This is a genomic window from Prevotella sp. OH937_COT-195 (assembly GCF_003932845.1).
Taxonomy (GTDB): Bacteria; Bacteroidota; Bacteroidia; order Bacteroidales; family Bacteroidaceae; genus Prevotella.
Genome location: NZ_RQZH01000017.1, coordinates 38,868 through 57,219 on the forward strand (window position 1 = coordinate 38,868; position 18,352 = coordinate 57,219).

At 44.4% G+C, this 18,352-nt stretch carries 12 protein-coding genes, 1 pseudogene and 1 riboswitch; of the genes and pseudogenes, 9 read left to right on the plus strand and 4 right to left on the minus strand.

Annotated features, from left to right (window positions below):
- Positions 1-8: 8 nt before the first annotated feature.
- The gene (locus tag EII32_RS07620; RefSeq protein ID WP_125234839.1) at positions 9-2,402 is read right to left on the minus strand and encodes a TonB-dependent receptor; all 2,394 of its coding nucleotides are present in this window, start codon (positions 2,400-2,402) and stop codon (positions 9-11) included.
- 118 nt (positions 2,403-2,520) lie between these two features.
- Positions 2,521-2,617, minus strand: a riboswitch (TPP riboswitch).
- 422 nt (positions 2,618-3,039) lie between these two features.
- Positions 3,040-3,783 (minus strand): nitroreductase family protein, encoded by a 744-nt coding sequence (locus EII32_RS07625; protein WP_125234840.1) that lies wholly within the window; start codon positions 3,781-3,783, stop codon positions 3,040-3,042.
- A 488-nt stretch (positions 3,784-4,271) separates the two neighbouring features.
- On the opposite strand from EII32_RS07625, the gene EII32_RS07630 reads away from it, so the two are divergent.
- The 6 genes from EII32_RS07630 to EII32_RS07655 all read left to right on the plus strand — a co-directional run bounded on the left by EII32_RS07630 (position 4,272) and on the right by EII32_RS07655 (position 12,465).
- Positions 4,272-6,830 (plus strand): adenosylcobalamin-dependent ribonucleoside-diphosphate reductase, encoded by a 2,559-nt coding sequence (locus EII32_RS07630; protein WP_125234841.1) that lies wholly within the window; start codon positions 4,272-4,274, stop codon positions 6,828-6,830.
- A 13-nt stretch (positions 6,831-6,843) separates the two neighbouring features.
- A complete protein-coding gene (gene folB / locus EII32_RS07635) occupies positions 6,844-7,248 on the plus strand; it encodes a dihydroneopterin aldolase (protein WP_125234842.1) in 405 nt (134 codons plus the stop codon).
- A gap of 30 nt (positions 7,249-7,278) precedes the next feature.
- Positions 7,279-8,472 (plus strand): N-acetylmuramoyl-L-alanine amidase, encoded by a 1,194-nt coding sequence (locus EII32_RS07640; RefSeq protein ID WP_125234843.1) that lies wholly within the window; start codon positions 7,279-7,281, stop codon positions 8,470-8,472.
- Positions 8,469-9,371: an MlaD family protein gene (locus EII32_RS07645; protein ID WP_125234844.1), complete on the plus strand. Its 903-nt coding sequence runs from the start codon at positions 8,469-8,471 to the stop codon at positions 9,369-9,371. The genes EII32_RS07640 and EII32_RS07645 overlap by 4 nt, the downstream gene beginning before the upstream one ends.
- Positions 9,372-9,833: 462 nt before the next feature.
- Positions 9,834-11,243: a chromosomal replication initiator protein DnaA gene (gene dnaA / locus EII32_RS07650; RefSeq protein ID WP_125234845.1), complete on the plus strand. Its 1,410-nt coding sequence runs from the start codon at positions 9,834-9,836 to the stop codon at positions 11,241-11,243.
- Between the two features lie 328 nt (positions 11,244-11,571).
- Positions 11,572-12,465, plus strand: coding sequence for a hypothetical protein (locus tag EII32_RS07655; protein WP_125234846.1), 894 nt, complete (start codon positions 11,572-11,574; stop codon positions 12,463-12,465).
- Positions 12,466-12,562: 97 nt separating this feature from the next.
- Here the strand turns inward: EII32_RS07655 and EII32_RS07660 are convergent, their stop codons facing one another.
- Both EII32_RS07660 and EII32_RS07665 read right to left on the minus strand, forming a co-directional pair.
- Positions 12,563-13,012 (minus strand): D-Ala-D-Ala carboxypeptidase family metallohydrolase, encoded by a 450-nt coding sequence (locus tag EII32_RS07660; protein ID WP_233582347.1) that lies wholly within the window; start codon positions 13,010-13,012, stop codon positions 12,563-12,565.
- A 287-nt stretch (positions 13,013-13,299) separates the two neighbouring features.
- Positions 13,300-13,710 (minus strand): hypothetical protein, encoded by a 411-nt coding sequence (locus EII32_RS07665; protein ID WP_148096818.1) that lies wholly within the window; start codon positions 13,708-13,710, stop codon positions 13,300-13,302.
- Between the two features lie 632 nt (positions 13,711-14,342).
- Here EII32_RS07665 and EII32_RS07670 point away from each other — a divergent pair.
- From EII32_RS07670 to EII32_RS07680, 3 genes and pseudogenes are all read left to right on the plus strand, one after another.
- Positions 14,343-15,281 carry an IS30 family transposase gene (locus tag EII32_RS07670; protein WP_125234849.1) on the plus strand — a complete coding sequence of 313 codons (939 nt, stop codon included), beginning with the start codon at positions 14,343-14,345 and terminating at the stop codon, positions 15,279-15,281.
- Between the two features lie 302 nt (positions 15,282-15,583).
- The gene (locus EII32_RS07675) at positions 15,584-17,827 is read left to right on the plus strand and encodes a TonB-dependent receptor domain-containing protein (protein ID WP_125234850.1); all 2,244 of its coding nucleotides are present in this window, start codon (positions 15,584-15,586) and stop codon (positions 17,825-17,827) included.
- Between the two features lie 64 nt (positions 17,828-17,891).
- A pseudogene (locus EII32_RS07680) lies at positions 17,892-18,352 on the plus strand (IS5/IS1182 family transposase); the annotation flags it as partial.

The following is an 18,352-nucleotide window of genomic DNA, read 5'->3' on the forward strand; positions in this document are numbered from 1 at the left end:
TATAGGCGTTAAAACCTGACCGTTATGCTTCCCATGGCAGTAAAGCCTGCCGCAGGAATAAAACCAATCTGATAGTATCGGTTGTCGTTTGTATGTCCGTTACTGTCGCTTATGGCACTATACACCCAACCACTCTGTGCATAGTGTTTATTCAGAATGTTGTTAAGATGTGCTCCGAAAGTAACCTCTTTCAGTCCGAGTAATTTCTTCTCAAGATTAAGAGTGTATGTAATGTTTGCATTCAGCACTTCGTAGGACGGTAACGAACGCGCTTTGTTCTTGGTATTGTCGAGATATTGCCGGCTCACGCTCTGCGAATGTATAACGGTCTGCAGTCCTTTCCAATGTAAGTTGATGAAGGCATTTGTAATTGACGACGGCGAGAAAGCAAGTACAGAATTGTCGTAGTGTATGGTGCGTGTTCCGTTTTCCCAGTCCTCCACAACCTCATCAAAGTCCTTTATCTTGTTGCTGCTCAATGCCATGTTCGCTTCGAGCGACAGCCACGATGTAATATCGCAACCGGTAGAAAATTCCAATCCCATGCGGTAAGAATCTTTTATGTTTGTTGTCAACAGTTCGCCTATGTCACTATGTGCACCGGTCTGCACAAACTGATTTCGGTAATCCATGTAGAACAGATTTATACCTAAACGAAAGTCGGATTCCATGTAAGAGTAACCCAGTTCATAGTCGGTAAGACTCTCGGCGACGGGTGCGGGATAACTACCATTGTCGGTAAAGTTGTTTCGTTCAGGTTCGCGATGACTCAAAGCCACAGATACATAAGCATTATGCCCGTTGTTGTGGAAACTGAAACCTGCTTTCGGATTAAAGAAATCGTATTTCTTGTTTATGTCGAGCAACTGATTTACATATCCGCTTCCTTGTTCGTAGAACTTGTCGTTGAGACCATCCGTCTTATATCCCACATGGCGATATTGCATGTCTGCAAACACGTCGAACATACGGTTGATGTGGTAAACAGCCTTCGCGAATACGTTGCCGTCGAATTTCTTTGCATCGGAGTCATAATAACTGTATTTCCCTTTTTGCATGATCTTCGCACTAAGTTCCTCGTCTGCCACGTATGTAAGGTATCCGAAATGATTGCCGGAGAAGTTTTGCAGCGACATGCCTCCAACGATGTCCCAGTCTTGATTCTTGAAATTAAGATTCCATACCATTCCGTAAGAGTCTTGCGATAGTCCTTTCTTGCGCACGAAGTCGGTCTTTTTCAGAGTGGTGCCGTCGTTCTTTGTAAATTTCAGTCCGAACTTTTTCAGTTTGTTATTATGGCGGAACTCATTGTAGTAGCCATAACCGTGTGTGTAGTGCAGCGAGCCGCTCATACTCAAGTTTTCGTTGATGTTCCATGCTGCCGACAGTATGTTGTGATTCTGCCAAAAGTTGTCGGTAGTCTTGCGCCACAGCGAGCCGTCTCTCATCTTATATCGTTCGGTTATGTAGTTTCCGTTTTCATCTTTCGCGAATTTCCCGTCAGCCCCGTATGTAAGATGTTCATACAGCGGGTTGAAACGTCCGAGCCCTGCATTATACATATCCTCGTATGTCATAATGCCGGTTTTGTTGCCGAATGAGCCGTCCATAAGACTCATGTCATTGTCTCCCGCGGTAACTCCGTTCCATGCCTGCCCTGTTTTTTCGAAGTTACCGATATTTTTATATCTCACCACAAAATTCTTGCCAATCCACGACAAGCCACCGTAATATGAGCCGGAACGCCCTTCTGTTCCGTGTATGAATCCGTCGGTGTTTGTTTCATGGTATGCACCATCTAATATGAAATGATTCCATAACAAACCGGTCGAGAACGAAGTACCTGCATTGAATGTGTTATACGAACCGTACGAACCGTTCACTTCGAGCATGGGTGTGTGCGACGGCGACTTTGACGACATTGCTATTGTCCCGCCGAAAGCACCATCGCCGTTGGTCGAAGTTCCCACTCCGCGCTGTATCTGCACGCTGCCCAACAGTGAAGCATAACTGTTCATGTTTGCCCAGAACACGCATTGATCCTCGGGCGAGTTGAGCGGAACTCCGTCGAGAGTTACGTTAATGCGCGAACCTCCCGCACCGCGTATGCGCATATAGGCGGTTCCCGTTCCCAATCCGTTCTCGCTCCATGCCAACACTCCCGGTGTCTGCGAGAAGAGAAACGGCAGTTCCTTACCCGTTTTGGAGAAATCCGAAAGTTCCTTACGTTTGATGTTCTCAACTGCGAACGGCGCGCCTTTCTTCACTTTCACGCCCCGCACCACCACCTCTTGCAGTTCTTCCATGCGCAGCGAATCGGTGGTCTCTTGCTGTGCATGCACTGCTTGTGTCCCTGCCGTTGCGGCAACGATTGCCACAACCGTGATAACGTTTTTTTTCATTCCGATTGTAAGAGTAAAAAAAATAATGTCTGAAAGGGGAGTTCCGTCTTAATCAACAACAATAAATAAAATACAGCCAACCGTACATTGTCAATATTCACTTATCCTTTGTCAACAAAAATCGGGTGTTCGTTCATTCCTACGCCGGCATTACCCGGATCAGGTCAGAGGGTCTAATCTCAGCCCGCCCACGGCGGACACCCCTTAACTTACTGTTTGTAAGTCGGCTGCAAATTTACTATAAAATAATCGAACAGCAAAATAAAAGTGCATCAAAATTATCGCAGACGTTCCAACACCACTGCAAAATTAATTACTTCCGGGGAGGTTTTGAAAACAATTCTGCATATTTCATATATATTATTGACATGCTTTTTGTTACGAATCGATGCCAGACATGTTTGTCATCAGATAAAAACAGTTTGGCAATTTCGCCGAAATTGGTAAACAAAACCGCCGAAATTGGTCGGTAATTTCGGCGATATTGTATTACGATTAAGCACAAACGAGACACTCGTTCGTAATAAGAAACAACGTAAATCGTAAGAGAACGAACGTGTCAAAAACAAGCATCTCCTACTGCTCCTCCGTTTGTTTCCGCTTGTATTGTTTACGGTGGCAATTTATGGAATTTGTCTCAATCCCAAAGGAAACCTTGTTGCTTCAACGTTTCCATGAAAATTCGGGACATAGCCTCATTGTCTTGCCTTGTGTATCGAACATCGGTAAATACTTGTGCGAGTGTTTCCTTGTTGTTTATCCTTACGAACTCTTTGTTTTCGGGCAAAGCCTCTTTCTCGGCGTAGAAACGGTCAATGAGAGCGGCGTTGTAGTCCCGGTATGTCTCGTCATGCACTATCGCCTCCGTCGGCAGTCGGTCGGTCTGCGGCGGGTTCTCGTCAGGCCAACCGAGTGTTATCGTTGCCACGGGCATCACGAGTCGCGGCAGCCGTAGAGTTTCTATTATCTGTTGCGGCATATATACGGTTGTCCCGAGGTAGCAATACCCGAGTCCTTCCTCATCGGCAAGGTTACAGAAAGTCTGCGTGTACAGCAGCGCGTCGCTTGCCGCATTTATGAAAGACAGGAAATTGTCGTATCCCGGAACGGCTTTTCTTTCCTCTGCCCACCGCGACGTGCGTCTGAAATCGGCGCAGAACGTCAACACAACCGGTGCGGTTGTAACCATGGGTTGGTTGAAATGTGCCGGTGCCAGTTGGCGTTTCTTCTCTTCCGAACGTGTCACCACGACGCTGTACAGTTGCAGATTTCCCATTGTCTGTGTGCGTCCGGCCTCGCGAAGCAGTCGTGTAAGCAACTGTTCGTCCACCTCTTTGTCGGCATATTTCCTTATACTCTTTCTTTTGTTAAGTGACTCCATTATTATATATTGAGTTTGGATATTTGCTGATTCTATAAATTATCCGCCGCAAAAAATAATTTTATCTTGCAGGGGGGCACCATACATTGTAGTTTCCCGTCCCTGCCGATTATGCGGCGCAAGACTGCAAAAATACGAAAAAAAACATAAATGACATGCTTTTCAATGTTTTATTTCACTCTTTTGCAAAATATAACATACAAGAAGCGTTGCACGCCATCAATACAGTGTCATGTTTGTAATGCTCCACGGAGGCACGACTGTGGCTTTCCCACTTTCCGAAAGTTTCTAAAAAAGGAAATTTCGGACGACTCGAAACGAAAAAAGTTGTCCAAAACGGAGAACTATTCGGCAAAGTTTTTATGGAAAATAATCAATAAAGTATTTTTTTAATTATGGGAAATAGATTATCTTTGCACCATTATTTGAGACATAAACAACATGGTCTTTGTTTAAAGACCGCTGATAATCAATGTCATTTAACAGGAATGGAACAACTTAAAACCTACTCCCAAGAAGAAGCATTCAACAAAACGTTGGAGTATTTCGACGGCGACGAACTTGCCGCACGCGTATGGGTAAACAAATACGCGATGAAAGACAGTTTCGGAAATATATACGAGCAAACTCCCGAGGACATGCACCGAAGGATAGCCTGCGAGGTGGCTCGCATAGAGAAGAAATATCCAAATCCGCTTAACGAGGAAGAGGTATTCGCCCTTCTCGACCATTTCCGCTACATCGTTCCCGCCGGCTCACCGATGACCGGCATAGGAAACAATTTTCAAGTGGCATCGCTCAGCAACTGCTTCGTAATCGGTCTCGACGGAGACTCCGACTCGTATGGTGCCGTACTGCGCATCGACGAGGAACAGGTACAACTTATGAAACGTCGCGGAGGAGTGGGACACGACCTAAGCAAAATACGCCCCAAGGGTACTCCCGTTAACAATTCGGCTCTAACATCCACGGGGCTTGTACCGTTTATGGAACGTTACAGCAACTCCACCCGCGAGGTGGCACAGGACGGAAGACGCGGCGCACTGATGCTTTCGGTAAGCATCAAACATCCGGACAGCGAGGCTTTCATAGACGCCAAAATGACAGAAGGCAAGGTGACGGGCGCAAACGTGTCTGTGAAGATTGACGACGAATTCATGCAAGCCGCCACAGAGGACAAAGAATATATACAGCAGTTCCCGACAGATTCGGATGATCCGATGGTAAAAAGAACGGTAAACGCGAAAAAACTTTGGGAGAAAATCGTGCATAACGCATGGAAAAGTGCCGAGCCGGGCGTACTTTTTTGGGATACCATAATTCGTGAGAGCATACCGGACTGCTATGCAGACCTCGGCTTCCAAACCGTATCAACCAATCCGTGCGGCGAGATACCGCTGTGCCCTTACGACTCTTGTCGTTTGCTTTCGATAAATCTTTACAGTTATGTTGTCAATCCTTTCACAAAGGACGCATATTTCGATTTCGACCTGTTCCGCAAACATGTGGCTCTCGCACAACGCTTGATGGACGACATCGTGGATCTCGAAATGGAGAAAATCGAGCAGATAATGAACAAGATAAAGTCCGACCCCCAGAGCGACGAGGTGAAAAGTGCGGAGTTCCATCTGTGGGAGAAAATAAAGGAAAAGAGTTCCAAAGGTCGCCGTACCGGCGTCGGCATTACAGCCGAGGGAGACATGATAGCTGCCATGGGACTGCGCTACGGCACACAGGAAGCTGCCGACTTTTCCGTAAACGTACACAAAACACTCGCTCTTGCGGCATACGGCTCATCGGTCAATATGGCAAAAGAACGCGGAGCATTCGGCATATACGATGCAAAACGGGAAGAAAACAATCCTTTCGTGATGCGCATCAAGGAGGCCGACCCGGAACTATACGCCGAGATGAAGAAACACGGACGGCGAAACATCGCGTGCCTTACAATCGCCCCGACAGGCACCACATCGCTGATGACACAGACAACGAGCGGTATCGAGCCGGTGTTCATGCCGGTTTACAAACGCCGCAGGAAGGTAAATCCTAACGACTTGAACGCTCACGTGGATTTCGTTGACGAAGTGGGCGACTCGTTCGAGGAGTACATCGTATATCATCACAAGTTCCTCGAATGGATGAAGAGGAACGGCATAGACACCGAGAAACGTTACACTCAGGAGGAAATAGACAGTATTGTGGAACGGTCGCCTTACAACAAAGCCACCGCAAACGATGTTGACTGGCTTATGAAAGTGCGCATGCAGGGAGCAATACAAAAATGGGTAGACCATTCCATAAGCGTTACGGTAAACCTTCCGAACGATGTTGACGAGGCTCTTGTCAACAAACTGTACGTAGAAGCATGGAAAAGCGGCTGCAAAGGGTGCACCATCTACCGCGACGGCTCGCGTTCGGGAGTGATGGTTCAGGTTAACGAAAAGAAAAAGAATGCCGAGGAGAAAACGCAGGAGAAAGTGCCATTCAAACATCCCACGGTGACCGAAGTGCGCCCGCAGATACTCGAATGCGATGTGGTACGCTTCCAAAACAACAAGGAAAAATGGGTCGCTTTCGTGGGATTGCTCGATGGTTACCCTTACGAGATATTCACGGGACTGCAAGACGACGAGGAAGGAATCATGCTGCCAAAATCCGTTACGAAAGGAAAGATAATCAAGCAGATAAGCGCAGACGGAAAGAAACGCTACGACTTCCAGTTCGAAAACAAACGGGGATACAAGACCACGGTAGAGGGACTCTCAGAGAAATTCAACCCGGAGTATTGGAATTATGCAAAACTTATATCGGGAGTGCTGCGATACAGAATGCCCATAGACCATGTGATACGCCTCGTAAGTTCGTTGCAACTGAAGAGCGAAAGCATCAACACTTGGAAAAACGGAGTGGAACGAGCACTGAAAAAATATCTCACCGACGGAACGCAGGCCAACGAACAGACATGCCCCAACTGCGGACAAGAGACGCTCGTATATCAGGAGGGATGTCTCATCTGTACCAACTGCGGTGCATCGCGTTGCGAATAAACAATAACAAGACATGCAGTTAAAAGACAGTTGGATAGAACTTGACAACATGAGGTTCAATGCCTGCCACGGCGTATTGCCGCAGGAAAGGCTCACGGGCGGCGAATTCATCGTTTCGATAAAAGCGAGGTATGACATATCTCGCGCCATGATCTCTGACAACGTGGCTGATACGATAAGTTATGCGGAAATATTCAAAATCGTAAATAAAGAGATGCTGAAGCCGTCTTGTCTGCTGGAAAACATTGCAGGCAGGATTGGCGAGAGCATATTCCGAGAGGTGGAAGGCATCGGCGAACTAAAAATAAAAGTATCGAAAGTAAATCCGCCGATGGGGGCACAATGCGATGGAGCAGCGGTATCGCTTTACTTAATAAATGATAAAACACCCGAAAAGATTTCGCTTTCTCAAACGTAACTTATAATTTTGCATCTAATTATAAAAGGTATGCGCAAGAAGTTGGTTTTTATAATGTTGCTACTTACCGGCGTTACGCTATGCGCGGTTGGTGCCGGGAGGAAGACTTTCACTCTCGTCATAGACCCCGGACACGGCGGACATGACTCCGGTGCGGTGGGAGCAATGTCGAAAGAGAAAAACATCAACCTCAATGTGGCACTGGCATTCGGCAGACTCGTGGAAGCGAACTGCCCCGATGTGAACGTAATATACACACGAAAAACAGACGTGTTCATTCCGCTCAACGAACGTGCCAACATCGCAAACCGCAACAAGGCGGATCTTTTCATATCGGTACACACCAACGCTCTGCCAAAAGGAAGGATTGCACGAGGCTTCGAAGTATATACACTCGGAATGCACAGAGCCGCAGACAACCTCGCAGTGGCAAAGCGGGAGAACTCCGTAATATCGCTCGAGAAAGACTACAAAAAACACTATCAGGGCTTCGATCCTAACAGCAGCGAGAGTTACATCATGTTCGAATTCATACAGGATCGCAACATGTCCAAGAGTGTAGAACTGGCTAAACTAATACAATCCGAAACTTGTGCATCGGCGGGACGCAACAACAAGGGCGTGCATCAGGCAGGTTTCCTCGTACTACGGGCAACATCTATGCCGAGTTGTCTCATAGAACTCGGTTTCATAACGACTGCCGACGAAGAGAGTTTCTTAAATTCGCAGAACGGCATAAGTCGTCTCGCACGAGGCATCTACAATGCCTTCGCGAAATACAAGAACAAACACGACACGGCACACATCGTCCCTTACATAAACGAAAAGATGCCGACCGGCACGGAGACAGAGATGGTCGAGATGCCGGCAGAACCCACAGAGACCACACCCGATGCCGGACAAACACCCGTTGAAATGCACATAGGGGAAGATACCGCGGGCATACCGGTCTTCAAAGTGCAGGTACTGGCAAGCACGAAGCCGCTGCGGGAAAGCAATGCCATGTTCAAGGGAATGACAGGATTCGAAAGTTACGAGGAGGACAACTATGTGAAATACACATACGGAGCCTCCACCGACTTTAACAAGATTAAACGACTGCGACAGCATTTGCTTGATAAGTTTCCGCAGGCATTTATAATAGCCTTCAGAGATGGTAGGAAAATTGACGTGAGAGAGGCTGTACGCGAGTTCAAAACAAATAAAAACAGGAAACGTATATGAAGTTTTTTACAAAAGAAGTGAAGATTGCACTCGTGGCCATTGTTGGGCTCGTGGTACTCTTCTATGGTCTTAATTTCCTCAAGGGGCTTAGCCTCTTCTCGTCACAGAACATCTACTACATCAAGTTCAATAACATAAACGGACTGTCACAGTCGAGTCCCATATATGCAAACGGCTTCCGGGTGGGAGTGGTGAAAGACATCATTTTCGACTACTCCAACTCGGAAAACGTTAAGGTGGTGGTAGATATTGACAAACAACTCGACATGCCCGGAGGTACATCGGCAGAGATAGTAAGCGACATGCTCGGAAATGTGCAAGTGAACTTGTTAATCGGAAACGACAGGGCTCACCTCATCGAACCGGGCGCAGTGATAGAAGGTCGCACAAACGACGGTACCATAGGACAGGTAAAGAACATGATACCGGCAATAGAGAAGATGCTGCCCAAACTCGACTCCATAATGACAAGTCTGAACGTATTGCTGGCAGACCCCGCCGTGGCACAGTCGTTGCACAACGTGGAGACGGTAACGGCAAACCTTACCACGTCTACACGCGAATTGAACAGACTCATGGCAAATCTCAACCGTGACGTGCCGGCAATGACACAGCGTGCAAACATACTCATGGACAATGCAAACGGCGTTGCCGAAAACTTGGCGAAAATCGATGTGGAGCAAACAATGCAAAAGGTAAACAATACGCTCGACAACGTACGGCTGTTCACAGAGCAACTCAACAGCAACGACGGCTCACTGGGATTGCTAATGAGAGACAAGTCGCTCTACAACAATCTCAACTCCACGATGCAGTCGGCAGACTCGCTGCTGACAGACCTCCGCGAGCACCCGAAACGCTATGTGCATTTCTCTTTGTTCGGACGCAAGAGCAAGTAAAGAAAACTTACTGCACTGCAAACAATTATTTTTGCGACACACTGCGTTAATTAAAAAACATCTAAATAACAAAACGACTGACAATATACTTGAAAATAACCCTCTCAAGTATTTATTATCAGTCGTTTCCGTATAATTAAGTTCACTTTAAATGTGATTATGGCATAATCACATTTCAGACATGTAACACTCATAAAATCAGGAACTTTGAATTTTGCAACAGTCTTTTTTTAGAACACATGGAGACAATTTCATAAATCCTATTATTTAAATGGTTTAGCAAAACCACCCGTACTTTTATGAAAAAACACATTTGCCGGTATCAATTATTTTTCCGAAATTTGCACTTATAAATGTCACGAAGTCTCATACCGGCAACACTTGATTTCCGGAAAAGCCACGAAGACACGTGACACAAGACTGACCACGGGAAAACTTCCCTAATATTTATTATTTGGTTTTATGACGAAGAAAACCCAAACACTTTGGGACGAAGCACTCCGATTAATAAAGGAGAATGTCTCAGAACAGCAATTCAGTTCACTGTTCAAGCCAATGAAACTTGAGAGTTACGACGAAAACTCGAAAGTAATATTGGTAAATCTGCCAAGCATGTTCATATATGAATATGTGGAAGAACACTATGCCGATTTGCTGTATAAGGTTTTCAATCGTACTTTCGGCACCGGCTTCCGGTTGAATTACAGGATTCTTGCAGACAAGGAACACGGCAAGACAAATGTCATAGAATCGGAACCTGTGGCAAACATAGAAAAACAAAGGCAACGTACTACGGCAAACCAGTCGCCTACATTGCTCGATGCCGTGCAACCACAACAGATAGACTCGCAACTCAATCCGCGCCTGACATTCGCCAACTTCGTGGAAGGAACGAGCAACAAACTGCCACGCACCGTGGGACTGTCAATCGCAGAACATCCGGCAACAGCGTCATTCAATCCGATGTTCATATTCGGTCCGAGCGGCTGTGGAAAGACACACCTCATCAACGCAATAGGAGTAAAGACGAAAGAAATATATCCGCAGAAACGGATACTTTACGTTTCGGCACGCCTTTTCCAAGTGCAATACACCAGTGCGGTGATTAGAAACAGTCTCAACGATTTCATACGTTTCTACCAAACAATCGACATGCTCATCGTTGATGACATTCAGGAGTGGATGGGTTCGGACAAAACACAAGACACATTCTTCCATGTATTCAACCACTTGTTCCGCAACGGAAAACGGATAATACTCGCTTCAGACCGCCCGCCGGTTGATCTGAAAGGGATGCACGAGAGACTGCTGACACGTTTCGCGTGCGGACTGACGGCAGAATTGGAGAAACCCAACGAGCAACTGTGCATCGACATTCTCAATCGAAAGATAAAACACGACGGTCTCAACATTCCCGGAGAGGTGGTACAATTCATCGCCCAAACCGCAAACGGAAGCGTACGCGACCTCGAAGGGGTTGTCAACTCGTTGATGGCGTACAGCATAGTGTATAATCGCGACATAGATCTTACGCTGGCAGAAAGAGTAATCAAACGTGCCGTAAAAATCAACGACCACCCGCTAACGGTCGACGAGATAGTGGAGACGGTGTGCAACCATTTCAATGTCAGCACCACAGCCGTGGGAAGTCGCAGCCGGAAGCGCGAGCATGTCATTGCGAGACAGGTGGCAATGTACCTCGCCCAAAAACACACCAAGATGCCGGCATCGCGAATAGGGCTACTCGTGGGAAGTCGCGACCACAGCACCGTGATACACAGTTGTGCACAGGTAGAGAAGCGCATTACTGCCGATGCAGCCTTCAACAACGAGGTTGCAGAGATCGAGAAGCAGTTCAAACTGAAAAAATAAGCCTCTTTTTTTATTTTTTTAATTATTATTTCTTATTTAAGAATAATAATCGTATATTTGCGAATAATCGTATTAACATGATTGTTTGAAATATGAGCCATAACAACAACACAACTAAAATAATGGCACGAGCAACAACACATCTGCCCGAAACTCTCCCGTATTTGTAGGAGGGGCAAGAAATCTTTTCGGTTTCTGTCAGCAATGAGTATCGAAACAATATCATTATCAACATATTGACGAGAACAACACCTTTTGTCCCATGTTTCGCTCGCTGAAACAAATGGGCATAATAAACATTTTCAATAACAATTAAAAATTTACAATTATGAAAACAACTTTATTCAAAAACACATTTGTTGTGACGGCAGCCATATTCATGTCAATGTATGCGATACCAATGTATGCACAACAAGAAGGACTTACCAATGACAAAATTCTGTCTGTTTGCAGTAAAAGTACGAACTCTTCCGCCAAAGACGAGGCACGTCCGTGCAATCCGAACGGAGTCGTTATCAAAGGAGAAACCGGAGCGTGGTGGGGTTATTTCTCAACGGATATGACTCGTAATGCCGCAGGACTTACAAACGGAGTAGCAAATGAGGTTTACGATGCCGCATGCTTATTAAAGCCTGATGCCGGTTCTCAACTTATCGGAAAGAATGTCTCGGCAGTGAAGTTCTACCTGCGCGACCTTTCCTGTATTGATGATATTAAAATATGGTTGTCAAAAGAATTGCCTGCAAAAGCATCTGACGCCGACATAATGGTGGAGACACTTGACAAGAGTACTCTTGTGGGCGGAGATGATGATAACCAACATTTAGGCAAAGAGAATATCTACACCATTAAAAACCCTTACACCGTTACAGAAGATGGCTTATATGTCGGAATTTCACTAAAAGTGACAAATATCAGTGAACAAGCCGGTCAATATTCTATTACAAATGGTGAAACGAATACCAAAATAGCAAACTCATTCTTGCTTAAAACTTCTTCAGTGGTTACGCAATGGACAGATGTCAATGAAATGGGACTTGGTGTTCTCGCCATACAACTTTTATTGAGTAATGGTGAAACGACAGGCATCGAAGGCATCGACGCAGACGTTCCGGCAAGCAGCCGCGGCATATATACAATAGGTGGTGCCCGTATCAATGGTAATGCCGATGACCTGCCGAAAGGTGTTTATATCATAGACGGTAAGAAGGTGGTAAAATAGCATATCGCCGAGAAACAAGAATTGTAGCGACAACAGAAAATAATCGGGGTGCGGACGGCAGTCATTTGCCGCCCGCACCCTTTCTTTTATTCTCTCGTCATGCCGCCTCATAATAAGGCACGGCTTGTTTCCGAGAATGTAACACGCTGTAACTCACATGTATCCAAGTAGTCCCCGTGCTCATGCTGTGTTCGAACAGGAGTTGGTCGAAATCGGTGTTGAGCCTGATAAAATCGTACATTTTGCGTCCCACCTCCAACGATGAAACATGCAGGTCGGCAGCCTCGCCTCGAATATGTTGCGAGAATTTCGTCCCTCCCACAGCCTTGTTCAGTTCCGGGCAGCGGTATCCGCTCGTAATCCTCAACACCCCGAAACGTCGTCTTAACGGTTCGAGTACGTTTACGCACAGAGCCTTCAATCTTTCCACCGTCCTCTCATCTGGAATGTTCTTTATGTTCATTCTTATTGCCGTGCCGCTTTGGCACATCTCCCTCAACGTAAAATGTTCGCTGAGATGTCGGTTCATGTCCGTTTTTGTTTCCATTTCTTTCATGTGTTTATTCATTATTGGAGATATAGATAAGTATTAATGTGGTTATATAAATTACCGTGAAAACAATACATAGATGTTATTTAAACCCGAATCGGTCATTAGAACCCTCAACCGATTTTGTTCGATTGTTGAGCGGATGTACAGCCGTTTAATCGAAGGCGTAGCTGGCTACGTCGAAATGTAATGGCTGCGCAGATGTCAGCAAGCGGGCTAAAGCAGTAGGGAAGCGTAACGGCAATGGCAAATCTAAGCAAATGTGGTCTAATGACCGATTTGGGTTAAAGAAAAGTAACAAAACGAAGCAACGGATGTTCCGTTTTCTCCGCACCGGCAATTACGCAGCATCTCCGACACAGAGTGGCGTTGCGCATGCCGGTACGGTTGCATGCCCTCGTCACCGTGCGCCTCGGATTGCGCGGCACCGTCATTCCGAACTCCTTGCAGGCACGTTCCACAAGAGTACAGAAACGGCACGGCGAGCCATCGGCATTTGCCACCGCATCGTTCATGAAAGTCCAGTGCAAAGCCTCCATGAGGTCGGTTTTCGATGCGTTCCATCTAACCCTGCTGCCATCGTTCCGTGTCAGTACCGATGCCATGTCCTCGGCAATCGTCTTTCTCATTTTCCTCTCCACGGCTTTCATTTCGGCCATTCCGCCGTTTACTCCGGAAGAGTTTCTCAATAGCATGTCAAACATATTCCTTTCCTTTCTAAATAATTGGTTTGTAATTAGTTGTTATTCTGAAGGCGAGTTCTGTAAATTACCACCGTAAAAATAAACCTGACAAAGTTTATTTACAGCCCCACCTTAAAACAATAGCGGTATTCCTTGTCGGTGGTTTCCCGTCTGCAAAGTTATTACGCCGTTGTGCACAAATAGTTCAAAACACAACTGCGTGATGTTAAAAAACATTATCATGCCGTGCAACAGATTTCCTCTTGTCGGCGAAGTGCATGTCGTCAATACGGTGAAACAGGCTGTATTGCATTGCGATTTCGCCCGTTTTGCAGCGCAATTTCAGCGGTTTTATTTTTCAATTCCGCCGAAATTACTTTTATGTAACCGTACCTTTAAAAGTCCACTTCACGGAAAAGTTATTCCGATTATAATTTTTCGGTGAAGTGGGCTTTTTATAAGGAACGTGTATATTCAAAATCGAAGTGCAATAAAATCTTTCCTCTCTGCGCGTTGCAGACAACCTCTGCGCTACGTTTCGAGAACATCTGCAACGCGCAGAGAGGAAAAAAGGATCGACCGGCAATACAAATAAAAAAGGGAGACCGAAATCTCCCCGAGATTAACTAACTTTGTATTGCGTTATGTATCATCAATTAATCCCGGAGCAAAGGTCGCAAATTTTCGCCTTACTCCAAAAGAAAACAGAAAGAAAAGAAATCGCCATGATAGTTGGCATTAGTGAATCGACCCTTTCGCGTGAACTGAAGCGTAACAGTAGCCCGAGTGGCAACTACATCTGGTTCAAGGCTAACGAGAAAGCAATGGGGCGCAGGAAACGCACAGTGCCTAACTCCAAGAAGAGTGAAGAGTTGGTATGGCGAATTAAGAATCTCATTATCGAGGAGCAGTGGTCTCCACGTCAGATTTCAGGGTATCTCCTTAAGGAAGATGGGATTAAAGTATCGCACCAGACTATATACAACCTCATTCACAATAACGAAACAGGAAAACTTGCAAGCCATACACGGCACAAAATGAAATACAGGTCGCGTCCGAAATGGAAATATTTCCCGATAAAGGATCGTGTAAGCATACATGAGCGCAGCCCAGAAGCAGATGGAAAGCGTTTCGAAGACTTAGAGATGGATCTGATTGTGGATCCTTATTCAAATGCAATACTTACGCTTGTGGAGAAATCAACGAGTATGCTATTCATGCATAAACTGCCAATGGGAAAACAGTCCAAGCCTTTGGCTAAAGTTGTAAGGAAACTGCTACTGCAGTACAAGGAACATATAAAGACAATAACAACTGATAACGGACCGGAGTTCGCAGCACATAAGGAAATCACAAAGGAACTCGGAGTACAGGTGTATTTTGCAGACCCGTATTCTTCATGGCAGAAAGGGGCGGTGGAGAATATGAACAAATTAATAAGGCAATACATACCCCAAAAAGAAAACTTCAATAATTTCACAGATAAGAAAATAATGAGCATACAGAAGAAATTAAATAAAAGACCAAGGGAAAAATTAAACTTTTCAACTACAAAACAAGAGTTCTTTAAAAAAATATTGTAATTTTGCACTTGCTGGTTGACTCTACGAGTTGGTTATCCACAATCCTTATGCAATATTCACCCTCCATCTGTAAGCAGTTGCACATAGGATCCAAAGAATCCTCTATGCGTTTGTCTTGCAGGATGTGAATGCATACCAGCACAAAGCGCATGTAACGTTTGTACTGCAGAGTTTTAGTGTTGACCATAGTGTGCCAAACTAACGAAAAGTTTGGCGCTGGGTAAGAATTGCACCTTAATTGAAGAATGTTCAGACAAAACACCAAGAAGCAAATATAAACCATAATACCTTCATCTTCTAAAATGAAAAAGTCAATACTCATAGTAGTAGGAATTCTTGTTAATCTGAGTTTTTGCCTTGCGCAAAGGCAGAATAAAGTATCTGGTCATGTAACAGACTCTTTGACACAGGAGCCTGTGGAATTTGTCAATGTCGTACTGCTGAATGCCGATTCGGTGTTCGTTTGCGGTGCAGTAACCGATTCACTGGGCTATTATGAGCTTAGTTCTAAGAATTTGGTTAAAGACAAGAATTACATCATTCAGGTTACGCATGTATGCTATGACAGAAAGATGATTTCTTTTTATCATGGGGATCAGACGGAGATGTTGATAAAGTTGGCCTCAAATACTACTTCACTTGATGATGTGGTGGTAACAGGAATCAAGACAAAAGTGAGGAACAGACTGAACTTTAACTATTCTTTTACCGACCAGATGAAAGATAAGGTTAGACTGACTTCCCGATTATTGGAAAACATCCCAACAGTGTTTGTTGATTGTAATAGCAAAATACGTATAAAAGGAAGTAGCAACATTATGATTCTTAAAAATGGCATTGAACTGACAGACAATAGTCTTGTTGACCAGATTCAACCTGCAAGCGTGAAGAGTGTAGAGATTATGTATAACATACCAAGTCAATATGCTAATCAGAACTACACTGCTATAATGAATATCATTACAGAGCGCGAACAGGGTTATTCTTTGATGGTAGATAACAAAACAGCAGTGGATGCCTCAATGAATGATACAAAGGTGAATATAGGATATGGAACAGAAAAGAACTCGTTTTACCTGTTCTATAAGCAGTATTATCGTAACTTGAAAATGAAAACAGAAGATAGGATATTCGACAAAGAGGGAACTCTTTTGTCAGAAGACCTATATACAACATTTCCACGGAAAGAGTGTGATAACGAGTTCTTCTACGGCTACACATATCTGCCAAACAGTAATTTCCAAATAGGTGTTGACGGTTATCTTTCTCTTTATAGGGAAAGGTTTCAGAATACGTATGAGAATCAGAAGACTTCGTTTTCTGTATTAAAAGAAGCGTTTAATACGCAGAACTATAAAAGTTATGCAAACTATAAAGATGATAAGAATCATTTGAAATTTGAAGTGTCGTTTAATAAGAAAACGATAGATGATAATGATGCCTATCTTGTTGATGAAACCATGATTAAGCAAAATGAGAATCAGGAGATTTATGGATCAAAACTCGATTACAACAGAAAGATTAATGAATCAACCATTCTTTATAGCGGCGTTAAATATTCACATAACAAAACCAAAGGTTTCTTCAACAACAATTATTCTGATATTGCAGAAAGGTACCATTGCAATAATATATTTGCTTATGCTGAACTAATGAAAAGCCTTGGAGAAAACTGGATGGTAGATGCTAGTGTGAGTTTTCAGAATTATCATCGTTCCTTTGCTGATGGTACGCGAGTGAAGAAAACAGATATCTTCCCCAAATTTAACATCTCATATGCATGGGATAATAGCAACTTGGCATTGGGATATTCATCGTACTTAAATGATCCTAGCATCTGGCAGATGCTTCCTTTTATTAAAAAGGAAAGCCCGAATATCAGCACTAAAGGTAATCCGTACCTGAAGCCTCAGAAAAATGGAACATTGTCACTAGAATATAGTTATTCCAAGGGGAATTTCTATTTGGCCTCCTCAGCTTATTACAAACAAGTCAGTAATCAAGTAGTTAGCAACCTGCTGACAGACAGTAAGAACGTTACCCTTGAATTTATTAACATCAACAAAGTGCAAGACTATGGTATGGATTTCACACTATCGTGTAACCTTACTAAATGGTGGAGCGTGAATTTCTATGCCGGTGTGTTGAGTCGACGTATTCCTACAAATAGTTTTTATAATACAAGTATGTGTTCTTATATGGCTCAGATGCAGAGTAACTGGCACTTATCTTCTCGTCTTACTGCAATTGTGCAATACACATACAATAGTAAAGAGTTGCAATATAATGGGTATAGTAAATCGCACGATTCTAGCATAGGAATGGTTAACTACACGCTCAATGACTATCTTGATTTATACGTTGTATTCATCCAGCCTTTTGGCAATTTGAAGAGTTATACAAGAATCCATCAAGGAACACAATACGTTGACATGAAAGATAAGATTTATGCACAGAAAGTAATGCTGTGCTTGACATTTAATCTTAGCAAAGGCAAGGAGCAGAAAGAGCGAAAGATTTACGAAAACGAGTCTAAAAAGTACTAAGGCATGTTCAAAAGAGGTTCCCTGTTTTGAGGCAATATGATAGTGTTGACTGCGCTTTGGCATAACGCTGAAAAAGATTTCCCTCGACCGGCGTTTTCGCAATCACCCCAAGAATCACAATAAGGCAATTAAGGCCGACCGAAGTTTGCGCACGACAGCAGGTCGTTTGGTCAGGGAACTTGACCGCAACCTTCCCGACAAGAAAGGTTATGAAAAGATGTTTGGACTCTTCCATAAGATCCTTTCTCAAAAACGTGACAGCCACGATAAGATATATTCCCTTCACGAACCCGAAGTACAATGTATCGGCAAAGGCAAGGAACACAAGAAATATGAGTTTGGCAACAAAGCGTCCTTCATCCGTTCATCCTCGGGAATTATTCTTGCCGCCGTTTCTTTCAGGAATGAATATGACGGCCATACCATAGAAGCGACCTTGCAACAAACCGAAAGAATGACCGGCAGGTGCATTGATAACTTGGCGGGCGACAGAGGATATGGAGGAATAAAGCAAGTCGGAACAAC